The sequence below is a fragment of the Streptomyces sp. NPDC001508 genome (assembly GCF_040298665.1).
Taxonomy (GTDB): Bacteria; Actinomycetota; Actinomycetes; order Streptomycetales; family Streptomycetaceae; genus Streptomyces.
This window is the reverse complement of record NZ_JBEPAP010000041.1, coordinates 17,442-29,979: the sequence shown is the minus strand read 5'-3', so window position 1 is coordinate 29,979 and position 12,538 is coordinate 17,442. Positions and strand designations below refer to the sequence as shown.

General features: G+C 69.1%; 14 protein-coding genes. 6 read left to right on the top strand and 8 right to left on the bottom strand.

Features of this window, described 5'->3' with window-relative positions; genetic code table 11:
- Nucleotides 1–42 precede the first annotated feature (42 nt).
- The 3 genes from ABT245_RS30005 to ABT245_RS29995 all read right to left on the bottom strand — a co-directional run bounded on the left by ABT245_RS30005 (nt 43) and on the right by ABT245_RS29995 (nt 3,939).
- A complete protein-coding gene (locus tag ABT245_RS30005) occupies nt 43–1,089 on the bottom strand; it encodes a BMP family lipoprotein (RefSeq protein ID WP_351739337.1) in 1,047 nt (348 codons plus the stop codon).
- Nucleotides 1,090–1,311: 222 nt separating this feature from the next.
- Nucleotides 1,312–2,370, bottom strand: a complete 1,059-nt coding sequence (locus tag ABT245_RS30000; protein WP_351739452.1) for a BMP family lipoprotein — start codon at nt 2,368–2,370, stop codon at nt 1,312–1,314.
- 246 nt (nt 2,371–2,616) lie between these two features.
- The gene (locus ABT245_RS29995) at nt 2,617–3,939 is read right to left on the bottom strand and encodes an amidohydrolase (protein ID WP_351739335.1); all 1,323 of its coding nucleotides are present in this window, start codon (nt 3,937–3,939) and stop codon (nt 2,617–2,619) included.
- A 275-nt stretch (nt 3,940–4,214) separates the two neighbouring features.
- Between ABT245_RS29995 and ABT245_RS29990 the strand changes: the two genes are divergently transcribed.
- Nucleotides 4,215–4,901: a class I SAM-dependent methyltransferase gene (locus ABT245_RS29990; protein ID WP_351739332.1), complete on the top strand. Its 687-nt coding sequence runs from the start codon at nt 4,215–4,217 to the stop codon at nt 4,899–4,901.
- Nucleotides 4,902–4,943: 42 nt separating this feature from the next.
- Here the strand turns inward: ABT245_RS29990 and ABT245_RS29985 are convergent, their stop codons facing one another.
- Both ABT245_RS29985 and ABT245_RS29980 read right to left on the bottom strand, forming a co-directional pair.
- Entirely contained in the window at nt 4,944–5,717 is a 774-nt protein-coding gene (locus tag ABT245_RS29985) for a polysaccharide deacetylase family protein (RefSeq protein ID WP_351739330.1), read from the bottom strand.
- A 449-nt stretch (nt 5,718–6,166) separates the two neighbouring features.
- Nucleotides 6,167–6,769, bottom strand: coding sequence for a TetR/AcrR family transcriptional regulator (locus ABT245_RS29980; RefSeq protein WP_351739328.1), 603 nt, complete (start codon nt 6,767–6,769; stop codon nt 6,167–6,169).
- A gap of 259 nt (nt 6,770–7,028) precedes the next feature.
- On the opposite strand from ABT245_RS29980, the gene ABT245_RS29975 reads away from it, so the two are divergent.
- The gene (locus ABT245_RS29975) at nt 7,029–8,171 is read left to right on the top strand and encodes an FAD-dependent oxidoreductase (protein WP_351739326.1); all 1,143 of its coding nucleotides are present in this window, start codon (nt 7,029–7,031) and stop codon (nt 8,169–8,171) included.
- A gap of 130 nt (nt 8,172–8,301) precedes the next feature.
- Here the strand turns inward: ABT245_RS29975 and ABT245_RS29970 are convergent, their stop codons facing one another.
- Nucleotides 8,302–8,706: an ATP-binding protein gene (locus tag ABT245_RS29970; protein WP_351739323.1), complete on the bottom strand. Its 405-nt coding sequence runs from the start codon at nt 8,704–8,706 to the stop codon at nt 8,302–8,304.
- 204 nt (nt 8,707–8,910) lie between these two features.
- Between ABT245_RS29970 and ABT245_RS29965 the strand changes: the two genes are divergently transcribed.
- The 4 genes from ABT245_RS29965 (at nt 8,911) to ABT245_RS29950 (ending at nt 10,574) form a co-directional block, all read left to right on the top strand.
- The gene (locus ABT245_RS29965) at nt 8,911–9,762 is read left to right on the top strand and encodes a helix-turn-helix domain-containing protein (RefSeq protein ID WP_351739320.1); all 852 of its coding nucleotides are present in this window, start codon (nt 8,911–8,913) and stop codon (nt 9,760–9,762) included.
- Nucleotides 9,763–9,770: 8 nt separating this feature from the next.
- A complete protein-coding gene (locus tag ABT245_RS29960; protein ID WP_351739317.1) occupies nt 9,771–9,965 on the top strand; it encodes a DUF397 domain-containing protein in 195 nt (64 codons plus the stop codon).
- Between the two features lie 61 nt (nt 9,966–10,026).
- A complete protein-coding gene (locus tag ABT245_RS29955; RefSeq protein ID WP_351739315.1) occupies nt 10,027–10,212 on the top strand; it encodes a DUF397 domain-containing protein in 186 nt (61 codons plus the stop codon).
- A gap of 107 nt (nt 10,213–10,319) precedes the next feature.
- Nucleotides 10,320–10,574: a hypothetical protein gene (locus ABT245_RS29950; protein ID WP_351739313.1), complete on the top strand. Its 255-nt coding sequence runs from the start codon at nt 10,320–10,322 to the stop codon at nt 10,572–10,574.
- Nucleotides 10,575–10,607: 33 nt separating this feature from the next.
- On the opposite strand, the gene ABT245_RS29945 is transcribed toward ABT245_RS29950, so the two are convergent.
- The gene (locus ABT245_RS29945; RefSeq protein WP_351739310.1) at nt 10,608–11,147 is read right to left on the bottom strand and encodes a DUF4232 domain-containing protein; all 540 of its coding nucleotides are present in this window, start codon (nt 11,145–11,147) and stop codon (nt 10,608–10,610) included.
- Between the two features lie 202 nt (nt 11,148–11,349).
- Nucleotides 11,350–12,483 carry a helix-turn-helix domain-containing protein gene (locus ABT245_RS29940; protein WP_351739307.1) on the bottom strand — a complete coding sequence of 378 codons (1,134 nt, stop codon included), beginning with the start codon at nt 12,481–12,483 and terminating at the stop codon, nt 11,350–11,352.
- Nucleotides 12,484–12,538: the final 55 nt, after the last annotated feature.

The window sequence follows — 12,538 nt, the reverse complement described above, 5'->3', positions numbered from 1 at the left end:
GCGCTCTTTTGACCATGCCCCGGACAAGCAGGGCCCCCTCGGTCAGGAGGTCTTGACCTTGATGCTGCCGTCCTTGATGCCGTCCTCGGCCTTCTTGAGCGCGGCCTGGAGGCCGGCGTTGCCCTTGAAGGTCGGGTTGGTGTCCGCGAGGCCCACACCGCCGTTGTCCAGGGAGCCGCGGATCTCGCCCGTGAGCGGCTTCTTGTCCTTGATCACGGACTGGGCGAGGTCGTACACCGCGCCCTCGACGTTCTTCAGCGCCGAGGTCAGGATGTAGTCCTTGTACTCGGCCAGCGCGGACTGCTCGTACTGGTCGGAGTCGACACCGATCGCCCACACCTTGTGCGCGGCGGCGGCCTTGATGACGCCCTGACCGGAGAGACCGGCCGCGTGGTAGACGACGTCGGCACCGGCGTCGATCTGCCCGTTCGCTGCGTTCTCGCCCTTGTCGGGACTGGAGAAGCCACCCTCCTGAGCGGTCTCCGTCAGATACTGCTTCTCGATCTTGATCTTCGGGTTGATGGACCGCGCGCCCTGGATGAACCCGGCCTCGAACTTGTGGATCAGCGGGATGTCCACACCGCCGACAAAACCGATGTGGTTCTTCTTGGTGGTCTTGGCCGCGGCCACGCCCGCCAGATACGACGCCTGCTCCTCATGGAAAACCATGTCGGCGACGTTCTTCGCCTTGATCGTGTCGTCGTCGATGATGCCGAAGGTGACCTTCGGATACTTCGCCGCGACCTCCTTGACGGCCGGGGCATAGGAGTAGCCGACCCCGATGATCGGGTTGTAGCCCTGCTTGGCCAGCGTCTCCAGACGCTGCACCTTGTCCGCGTCGGACTCACCGTCCTGCGGCTCGATGTCCCGCCCGCCGATCTTGAATTCCTTCTCCGCCTTCTGAAGGCCGGCGTAGGCGGCGTCGTTGAACGACTGGTCGCCCTTGCCGCCGACGTCGTACGCCAGTCCGATGCCCTTGGACTCCCCACCGCCCTTGGACGAGGTGGACGAGCTGCCGCAGGCGGAAACGGTGACGGCGAGGGCTGCGGTAGCAACGCCTGCAACCGCGATACGGGACACCCGGCGCATGGAACGACACTCCTTCGTGCAAGCGCCCATTCCAGGCGCTGATTCCGCCGCAGCGTAACGCGCGTAGACCAGACGGAAAACCCCTTCTGTCCGGTCCGTTACCGAGCTGTGGCCGCAGTAGGGGCCCTAATGACACACAGCGGTGCGCCCCTTGCCGATGGCAAGGGGCGCACGCTGCGACGATGTCTGCGCGGCCGGGCCGGCCGCGTCAGCGCCGCGGGATCACCGGGTGTTGACGGTCACCTTGCCGTCGACGATGTCCTGCTCGGCCTTGTCCACGGCGGCGACGACGTCCTTCATCGCCTGGTACTTCGGGTTGCTGTCCGCAAAGCCCACCTGGCCCGACTTGAGGTCGCCGCGCACCTCGCCGCTGAGCGGCTTGCCGTCGACGACGGACTTGGCGAGGTCGTACACGGCACCGCCCACGTTCTTCAGGGCCGATCCGAGGATGTAGTCCTTGTACTCGGCCAGCGCGCTCTGCTCGTACTGGTCGGAGTCGACGCCGATCGCCCACACCTTGTGCTCGGCGGCGGCCTGGATGACGCCCTGGCCGGAGAGTCCGGCCGCGTGGTAGACGACGTCCGCGCCGGCCTCGACCTGGCCGTTGGCCGCGTCCTTGCCCTTGTCGGGACTGGAGAAGCCGCCCTCCTGAGCGGTCTGCGTCAGATACTGCTTCTCGATCTTGATCTTCGGGTTGATGGAACGCGCGCCCTGGATGAACCCGGCCTCGAACTTGTGGATCAGCGGGATGTCCACACCGCCGACAAAACCGATGTGGTTCTTCTTGGTGGTCTTGGCCGCGGCCACGCCCGCCAGATACGACGCCTGCTCCTCATGGAAGACCATGTCGGCGACGTTCTTCGCCTTGATCGTGTCGTCGTCGATGATGCCGAAGGTGACCTTCGGATACTTCGCCGCGACCTCCTTGACGGCCGGGGCATAGGAGTAGCCGACCCCGATGATCGGGTTGTAGCCCTGCTTGGCCAGCGTCTCCAGACGCTGCACCTTGTCCGCGTCGGACTCACCGTCCTGCGGCTCGATGTCCCGCCCGCCGATCTTGAATTCCTTCTCCGCCTTCTGAAGGCCGGCGTAGGCGGCGTCGTTGAACGACTGGTCGCCCTTGCCGCCGACGTCGTAGGCGAGGCCGATGCCCTTGCCCGAGTACGTGCCGTCGTCGGACGAGCCGGCGGAATCGCTGCTGGACTTGCCGCATCCGGCGGCCGCGAGGGCGACGACCGCGACGGTCGCCGCAACGTGGGAGAACCTCGTCCTCCGAGAGATCAGACGCACAGCAAGCACCCCTTTGTCCCCACGGCACCGTCACCGGTCCCGCATCTTCCCCAATGTGCCGCCTCTGGTGGCGATGCCGGCGCACAGTAACGCGCGTAGAAGCGGAGGGGGACGGGATTGCAGCCGGCCGTTATCGATTCGTGCCGCCCCCGGGTCACGGCCGCGCATCACCGGTTACGCCCGGGTGACACAAGGGGACGAGGGGGTGCCGATCCGGCACCCCTTCGGTCCGCGGCGCTACCGTGCCGCGTCGAGCAGGGCGGCGGCGGTGAACAGCTCCACGCCCACCGCGATGGCGTACTCGTCCACGTCGAAGTCGCCCTGGTGCAGATCGCGCACCTGACGCTCCCCGGGCGGCCGCACGCCGAGCCGGGCCATGGCCCCCGGCACATACTCCAGGTACCAGGAGAAGTCCTCACCGCCCAGGCTCTGCTCGGTGCCCTCGACGGACTCCGCGCCGCGCCGCGCGACCATGGCGTCCCGCAGCAGCTCGGTCACCGCCGGATCGTTGACGACGGGCGGCACCCCGCGCACATAGGTGATCTCCGACTTCGCCCGGTGCAGCGTGGCGATCTCGTCGATGGCGGCGTGCACCACGTCGGGGGCCAGCCGCCAGGCCGCGAGGTCCAGGCAGCGCACGGTGCCCGACAGTTCGGCGTGCTGCGGGATCACGTTCGGCGCGTGCCCCGACTCGATCCGCCCCCAGGTCACGGCGAGCCCGCCGCGGCTGTCCACCCGCCGGGCCACCAGCGCCGGCACGTCGACGGCGACCCGGGCCGCGGCGGTCACCAGGTCGGTGGTGAGATGCGGCCGGGCGGTGTGCCCACCGGGCCCGTCGAGGGCCACTTCCAGCCGGTCGCAGGCACTGGTGATCGCGCCCTCCCGCAGCCCGATCCGGCCGGCGTCCACCCGCGGGTCGCAGTGCACGGCGATGATCCGCCCCACCCCGTCGAGCACACCGGACTCGATGGCGTCGGCGGCGCCGCCGGGCAGCACCTCCTCGGCGGGCTGGAAGATCAGCCGGACGGGCCGCGGCAGCAGGCCCTGCCGGTGCAGTTCGGCGAGGACCAGACCGGTGCCCAGCACCACGGTGGTGTGTACGTCGTGCCCGCAGGCGTGGGCGCGGTCCGGCACGGTCGAGCGGTAGGCGCACTCGGTCTTGGTGTCCGGGATGGGCAGGGCGTCGATGTCGGCGCGCAGGGCGAGGACGGAACCGGGGGTGGGCCCGGAGGCCGAGGCCGGGGCGGACCCGGAGGTGGAAGCGGACGCAGGGGCGGGGGTGGAGGCGGGCCCGGGGGCGGGGGTGGGCCCGGGGGCGGCTCCCCCGCCCACGCCGATGTCACAGACGAGACCGGTTCCGAGGGACAGGACGCGGGGTTCGAGCCCGGCCTGTTCGAGCCGGGCCTTGATCGCCGCGGTCGTACGGAACTCCTGGTTGCCGAGTTCGGGGTGCCTGTGCAGGTCGCGCCGGAACGCCACCAGCTCGGCGTAGAGCGCCTCGCTCAGCGTGCCGGGGAGCACGGCATCCTCGGGAAGATCGGCCTCGGACTCTGTGGACATCAGTTGGTTCACCCTCTGAAGGGTATGCCGACCGGCCCGTCAACTACCCCTCGATCAACAAAACTTCAGCCCGTTAGGCGAAGAAATTCTGACCACTGGCCGCATAGCCCTCGACAAAGGTGGGTAAACTCGCTCGCCCGTCCGTCGACCGTGTTGATCATGAACCCAACGGTTGTTCCCTCCACGGATACCATGTCCGGCCTCCCCGGGGGCCGGGGCGTCCACCCACCGAAACCTCCGCCCCGCCGGCCCCGGCGCCGGTAGCCTGCGCCGACGTGACCGATCCCACCCCGGATTTCCTCCAGGCCACCCGTTCCGCCTACGACACCATCGCCCGGGACTACACGGCCCACGTCCCCGACGGACTCGCGGAGAACCCGCTGGACGTGGCCCTGCTCACCGCCTTCGCCGAACTGGTGCGGGCGAACGGCCCCGCCCCGGTCGCCGACCTCGGCAGCGGCCCCGGACACGTCACCGCCCGACTGCATGCGCTGGGCGTGCCGGTGTTCGGGATCGACCTCTCCCCGCGCATGGTCGCGCTGGCCCGTGCGGCCCACCCCGGCCTCCGCTTCCACGTCGGCTCCATGACCCGCCTGGACCTGCCGGACCGGACCCTCGGCGGCGTGCTCGCGCTGTACTCGACCATCCATGTGCCCGACGACCACCTGCCGACCGCGTTCGCGGAGATCCACCGCACGCTGATGCCTGGCGGCCAGGTGCTGCTGGGCTTCCAGTCCGGCGCCTCCGGCGACGAGGACCGCCGTACGCACCTCACCGAGCGCTACGGCCACGAGATCTCGCTCGACTTCCACTGGCGCACGCCGGAGACCGTCTGCGGTCTGCTCGCGGCGGCGGGACTGGAGCCCCACGCCCGCGTCCTGCGCGAGCCCGAGGCCGAGCCTGAGGCCGGGCGGAGACTCCCCCGGGCCTTCGTCCTGGCCCGCAAGCCGGGGGTGGCGTAGCCCGCGCGGGCGGCGTAGCCCGTCTGTCGCACCGGCCGGGGCTCAGCGCACCGGGAAGCCGAAGGAGCGGCCCTGCTCCTTGAGCCAGGGGAGGACACGGCGCAGGGCCTCGACGGTCTGGGAGCGGTCGCCGCCCGCGTCGTGGAAGAGGAGCGTCGGACCGCCCGGCAGCTCCCGCTCGACGGTGGCGACGATGGCGTCCGCGCCCGGCCGCTCGAAGTCCTTGGTGTCCACGTTCCAGCCCAGCGGACGCATGCCCCGGGAGGCGGCCAGTTTGCGGCTGTACGGGGTGAAGGCGCCGCCGGGTGCCCGGTAGTACATCGGCCGTAGGCCCCCGGATGCCTCGGTGATCATGCGTTCGGCGTCGAGTATCTGCTGCGACTGGAACGCCTGGGACTTGGTGTCCATGGCGGTGTCGTGCGACACCGTGTGGTCGCACAGCCGGTGACCGGCCGCCACCACCTTCTTCACCAGGTCCGGGTGGGCCTGCGCCTGCGGCCCCACCATGCAGAACGTGGCCTTCACCCCGTTCTCCCGCAGCACGTCCAGCACTTGAGGGGTCCACACGGGGTCGGGGCCGTCGTCGATGGTGATGTTGACGCCGCGCTCCCCCTTGTCCGAGGCGTGCGCGATGGTCACATCCACCGGCATGACATCGCTGCCCGGAGTGGCCGACGCGGAGGCATGGGACGACGGGCTGCCGACGGGACCGGCCTGCGCGGTCCATACCGAGGCACCGGCGGCCAGCACCGTCACCCCGAGCGCAGCCCCGACCAACTTGCCGTACCAGCCCCGCTTCGCACCGTGCCGTGTCATGCCCGCCCCGCCTTCCCGCAGTTACTCGCCGGCCCTCGGCCGCCTTCCGACCACATGACAGGACGACGGGCGGCGGCCGGGGGATGCGTCTGTTACCGACCGCGGACACTTCCGGGCAGGTTCACGGACAACTCCGTCGGGATGAGCCGCCCTTGCTCAGACCGCCCCGAGTTCGCACCACGTGTAACGCCTCCTCCAACTCGCTTGCCTGCCCCTGGAGTTGAGGCGGAGGCGGCGGCTAAGGATCCGTGCCCCAAACGCCGATCCACACCACGCCCTCCGGGAAGCGGCCCACCCGGAGCGCGGCGGGCCACGACTTTCCGGGGCGGGAATCGGGTGCCGGGCGGGATGCCCTGCCAAGACGCGTGCGCTGTTCTTCGATCGCATGACGTGGGCTCATACGCGCGCCGGAGAGGCGCAACCCGCCATGCAGGCGCTGGTCTGCTGCCTCATGCGCCTCTGGGGGTGTCGTGGCCGCCGGGGGGCTGCCAGCCGTTGGTGAGGATGTCGAAGACTTCCTCGACGGCTGCCCTATGGTCCTTCTGTCGTTGGGCCAGCGCGGGGACTTCAAGGACGAAGCGAGCCAGGGCGGTGCAGGCGAGGTTGCCGTGATCCACGCCGTACTCGTCGGCGATGGCCGCGCTGAGTGTGTCGGTGTGTCGGGTCCACATGCGTTCGGCGTAGGCGCGTAGCGCCGGGGTGGTGTTGACCAGGCGGGTGAACTCCGCTGTCTGGGGGTGGGCGGCGATCGGCAGCCAGGTGGCAAGTACGTGCTCGCGCAGGGCGCCGAGGACGCTCTGATCTGCGGGCCGTTGTCGCACGGCCGCGGCCAGGTGCGCGTCTGTGCTCTCTTCCCGGTCGAACACGAGGGCTTCTTTGCCGGTGAAGTGCTTGAAGACCGTGGCGGTCGACACGTCCGCGGTTTCGGCGATGTCTTTGATGCTCACGTGGTCGTAGCCGTGCTCCAGGAAGAGTCGGAGTGCGGCGTCGGCGATCGCCTGCCGGGTGGCGGCCTTCTTGCGCTCACGGCGGCTGACAACGGGCTCGGTCATGCCGTGAGCCTATCCGAAAGCGCCACCCGGAGAAGAGTTGCCACATTCTACTTTTCTCCGTACTCTACTTTTAAGAGCGGCAGAGCAGACACAGCCCTTCCGGCCCTTGGGCTGCCCGGACGCGACACCGCGGTCCGACCGCGGCACCGATCCGACGACCGCCGCCTGCCGCGGCACATCGCGTCCCCGGGTTCCGAGCACCGAACAACGCCATCTCCGGCCGCGACGTCCCACCCATCCCTCAGTGAAGGACAGACCCATGGTTTCTCCGAACCCCTCTCACGCCCGGATCAGCATCATCGGAGCCGGACCCGGCGGGCTGACCTGCGCCCGCATCCTTCAGCGGCACGGCATCGCAGTCGCTGTCCACGAGCGCGACACCGGCCCCGACGCACGCAACCAGGGCGGCACCCTGGACCTGCACGCCGACAACGGCCAGATCGCCCTGCGTGAAGCCGGCCTGCTCGACGAGTTCTTCAAGCTGGCCCGCCCCGAAGGGCAGGAGATGCGCCAGCTGGACCCGACGGGCACGATCACCTCCCACCAGGTCCCCGAGCCCGACGAGCTGTTCAAGCCGGAGATCGACCGCGGCCAGCTGCGCGACCTGCTGCTCGGCTCCCTCCAGCCCGACACGGTGCACTGGGGCCACGGCCTCGACCGCGTCAGCGGACCCGCCCAGGGGCCACGTCTGCTGCACTTCACCGACGGCACCACCGCCGAGACCGACCTCGTCATCGGGGCCGACGGCGCCTTCTCCCGCGTGCGCCCGGCCGTCTCGCCGGCGGTTCCCGAGTACAGCGGGGTCAGCTTTCTGGAGGCGTGGTTCTCTGACGTCGAATCCCGTCACGCCGAGATCGCCGAACTGGTCGGCCAGGGCGGCGCGCACGCCGCCGACGGCCGGCGCGGCATCTTCGCCCAGCGCAACAGCAACGACCACATCCGCGTCTACCTGATCCAGCGCGTCCCGGCCGACTGGATCGCCGCAAGCGGCCTGACACCCAAGGACACCGACGCCATCCGCGCCCGGCTCCTGGAGCGCTACGCCCACTGGTCGCCCCGCATGAAGCAGACGATCACCGACAACGACGGCCCCTACGTGGACCGCCCGATCTTCGCCCTGCCCGTACCCCACACCTGGGAGCACGACCCGACGGTGACCCTGCTCGGCGACGCCGCCCACCTCATGCCGCCGCTGGGCGTCGGCGTCAACCTCGCCATGCTCGACGCAAGCGACCTCGCCCTGGCCCTGGCGAACGCGGCGACTGTGGACGACGCCGTCCGCGCCTACGAGAAGACGATGCTCCCCCGCTCGGCCGAGACCGCCCGAGCCCTCGAAGGCGGCGCGGAGCACCTGTTGGCCACCGAGTTCCCCGACTTCGGCGACGACGACCCCCAGCACTGAACCATCCGCCACAAGCTGTTCGTGCGCGCCTCGGCCAACACGGCTGTCACAAGAGCCCAGCAGTGTTCACGTCGGTGCGACACCAGCGAGCCGGACGGTTGCTGTCGTTTCTCTGGGTTCACCGTCCTGCTCAGGTCACCGCAAGTTCGCACCACACATATTTCCCCCGCTCCCCGCATCGGGCCGAGGGCCGCCAGCCCCAGTAGTCGGCGCAGGCCGTCACCAGGGCGAGCCCTCGCCCTTCCTCCAACTCGGTGGCCTGACCGAGCGATTGCGGCGGAGGTGGCGGCACAGGGTCCGTGTCCCAGGCGCCGATCCACACAACGCCCTCCGGGGAGCGACGCACCCGGAGAGCTGCGGGCCCCTTCGTATGCCGTACGGCATTGGAGACCAGCTCCGCAGCCATCAGCTCCGCGGTGTCCACGAGGCCGATCAGCCCATGCAGGGTGAGGATCAGCCGAAGCGTACGGCGGCACACCGTGACGGCCCTGAGGCCGTTGGGGATGGAGAGGGTGTAGTCCCAGGTTTCGGGCATGCGGCATCAACTCCGTTGGTGTCAGCGGGATCACGAGCGGTGGCATTGCCGCGGCCGTCACGGCAGGACGAAGCGGTGCACTTCCGCCGTGTAGGCGGCACGTCACCGACAGTAGGGCCATAATTTGGGACCATGCAAGTCGTTGCCGTAATCTGCCCCTCGAACGAGGTGCTACTTCAGGTCAGTTGAGCGCAGGGAGGAAGCGTGGCGCGCAGGAAAGAGCCCACCGCACGCCAGGAACGTCTGGGCGCCGAGCTGCGAAAACTGCGGGAAGCGGCAGGGCTCAAGGGACGCGAAGCCGCAGCGCTGCTGGGGACGGACTCGGCTCAGATGAGTCAGATCGAGTTCGGTACGGCGGGCGTGAGCGGGGAACGCGTCCGACGACTTGCCGCTCACTACGCCTGTACGGACACCGGGTTGATCGAGGCACTGGTGACAATGGCCACCGACCGAGCGTGCGGCTGGTGGGAGGAGTACCGGGGCCTGTTGCCCACGTCTTTCCTGGACCTGGCCGAACTGGAGTACCACGCCGCCTACCGATGGGATGTGGACTTCTTGCACATCCCGGGGCTCCTCCAGACGGAGGACTACGCCCGGGCTCTTTTCTCCTGCCGGGTACCCGCACTACCCGAGCAGGAGCTGGCGTTGCGCGTCCGCCATCGTGTTCAGCGGCGCGTTGTCATCGAGGGGCCGCAACCGGTCCCGTACGACGTACTGGTACACGAAGCGGCACTGCGGGTCAGAGTGGGCGGGCGTGCCGGTTCCAGAGCACAACTCGCCCACATCCTGGAAATGTCGGAGGCGGAGCACATCACCGTGCGCGTCATCCCCTTCGACTTGGACGGGTTCGCGGACGTCACGGCCGCCATGGTCTACGTCGGCGGGGCTGTACCCAAGCTGGACACCGTGGTCCGGGACGGTCCCCACGGATCGCTGTTCATTGACTCGGAGGCGCAGTTGGCCGTCTTCCGAACACTGTTCCGTAGAGTGAAGACGGCGTCACTCGACCCTGACCGGTCGCGTGATCTCATCCACAAGCTGGCCAGAGAACTGTGAGGCGTTCGGTGATCACTCCCGACCATTGGCGGAAGTCTTCCTACAGCGGCAGCGGCGACGGCAACGCCTGTGTAGAGATAGCCCAGACAACCTTCAACACCTCGGTGCGCGACTCCAAGACCCCCACCAGAGCCGCCCTCACCTTCCCCACCCGCGCCTTCACCGTATTCATCGACGCTTTGAAGGAACATCCCCACCCCTGACCTCCAAGGGCAACCGGCATCACCTCATCGACCAGTTGACGAAGGAATTGTGAGGACCGGCATGAGCACCCTGACCTCGTGGAAGAAGTCGTCGTACTCCGGCGGAGGCAACGGCAACACCTGCGTGGAAGTCGCCGACCAGGACACCCACATAGCCGTCCGTGACTCGAAGACGCCCACCAGAGCCGTCCTCACCTTCCCCGCCCCCGCCTTCATCGGCGCATTGAAGACGGCCTCGCTCGCGTAGAGCACACGCATAAGTGGGGGCGTCACCGATGGGGCGGCGGCACATACGCAAGATCGGCCCGTATCGGCTTCGATCTCACGGCCCAGTTCACCGACAAACAGCGGGCGGTGATCGCCTACGTCGGCCTCACCGTGGCGTGCGTGGTCCTCGGTCTGCGGCTCGGTATGGGAGTGACGTCACCGACCACGGCTGTGACCGTCGCAGCCATCGCCTGGGTGGTGCCCATGTCCCTCGTCCCGTACCTGGTCTCCGCCGATCGGCGCAACCGGGCCGAGTACGCCGCGATCCTGGAGGCGGCCGGGTTCCCGCGGTCGACCGGTCCAAGCGGCCGACCGCGATACCTTCCGCCTCACTCACAATGAAATGAAAGGAAAGCTCAGAGGCTGCCCAGTTGGTTACAGGCCGACCGGGTTGAGGAAGGTGGCCGGGTGGGTGGCGCCGTCCTGCTTGAGGATCTGGCCGCCGAACGGCCACTTCAGGGTGAAGTGCTCCGTCTCGTTCGGCGGGGTGACCAGGAACTTCGCCGGAACGAACTTCTCCTTCTGAGGCGTGGACTTCGCCACCGGGAGCAAGGTGATGCTGAAGTCCACCGTGTCCCCCTGCTCCAGGGTGATCTTCTCGGGCTTCTTGGAGGAGCGCGCCAGCGACCAGGTGCCGTCGGTCTTCTGAGCGCCGATCATGTCGACACCGGCGAAGCCGGACAGGGTGCAGGTGCGCTTGCTCTGGTTGGTGAACCAGATGTACGCCTGGGTCTGCTTCGTGGTCTGATCCATCTCCGGCTTCGCGTCATCCCCCAGGGCGAAGCCGGCCTTCAGGTCGGCGGTGTGGCAGCGGGTCGGCTCGGCCTTGGCGGCGGCCGAGGCCGGAACGGCGGCAGCGGCAGTGCCGGCGACGACGACGGCCGCAAGGGCCACGGCGGTCAGCTTGCTGTTCATGAAGTTTCGGGTTCCCCTCGCGTACGAATCGGCGCGCGAGGTCAGTGCGCGCCTACGCACTTGAAGATGCGCAATGCCCTGGGGAGGTTCGGTGCGCCGGAGAACCTTTTTTGGCCCCCGAGGGGCGGCCGGGACTTCCCGCCGCCTGAACGCCAGGAAGACGGCAGCTCTCACCGGCTGCGGCTTCTGCTGCGTAAACGTCCTATCCGGCAGCCGCCACCTGGTGCGCGGTGTCCGCGAGCCATGACGGGGCATCCCGGCCGATGGCGCGCAGCGTGGACCGGAGGCGGACGCGGGTCCGGGACGACGTGACCGCGCGCAAGATCGGTTCGAGCCGCAGCAGCGGCGCTTCGGCCTCCTGCCACGCTCCGAGCCGCACCAGAGCGGTCAACTCCGCGAGCACATTGCCGAACTCCCGACGGCCTCCGTCACGGGAGGCCGCCGAACTGCGCTGGAGGTGCGGCAGCGCCGCGCGCGGGTCTCCGAGGCTCAGCAGCGTCTCCCCTGTGTGCAGGCCAACTTCGGTGGCGTCGATCCACCAGGTGAATGCGGGGTCGTTGGCCTGTATCGAGTCCTGGAGTCCCCCTGTGGCCCGCTCCAGGGCGTCCAGGGCGCGCGTCCGGTCTCCGGCCTGCGCAAAGCTGCGCGCACGCCGTACGCGGGCCATGAGCGCGACGCGGCCGGGCACCTCGCGGCCGGTCAGCAACTCGTCCGTGATCGCCATGGCCTCACCGGCGCGGCCGGTGTGCACGCCGTTCATGGCGATCAGGTCCAGGATGAACCACTCCAGCGGGCCGTCCCCGGCAAGACGGGCCAGGGTGTGCGCCTCCGCGAGCGTGGCGCGTGCCTCGCAAAACCGGGCGGCGTCGTGGAGCAGCCACCCGGCCACTTCCCCGATCTCCGCTACCTGGGCGAGGTGCTGCTTGTCCTCACCCGTGATCCGGCCCCGTTCGGCCTCCCACACCTGTACGGCGGCGTCCGCCACGTCGTCCCCGCCGTGGCGGTTGTCGTGGGCGAGCAGCCACCCCACGGCGTCCTGCACGTAGGTGTCCGGCTCGCGGTCCGGGCACCCTGGCGGCTCTGCTTCGCCCCGGGCCCGCGCGGCTTCCCGCTCCAGGCCGTCCAGCGGCACCCCGAGCACCTGCGCGAGTGGCGGTAACCACGCGCCCGGGATGCGCTCGCCACGCTCCCACCGGGAGACTTCGTTGCGCGTGAGTGTGGTGATACCGGCGGTGACGCACAGCCGGAGCGCCAGCGAGCGCTGCGAGAGGCCCGCGTTCTTGCGCAGGCCCGCCAGGTGGGCGGCGAACCGGGCGCGTCTCGCTTGGTCGTTCATGCGGTGCCTCCCTACTGTCACGCTACCCGCGTCGGCCTCGCGTGAGGCCGCGGAT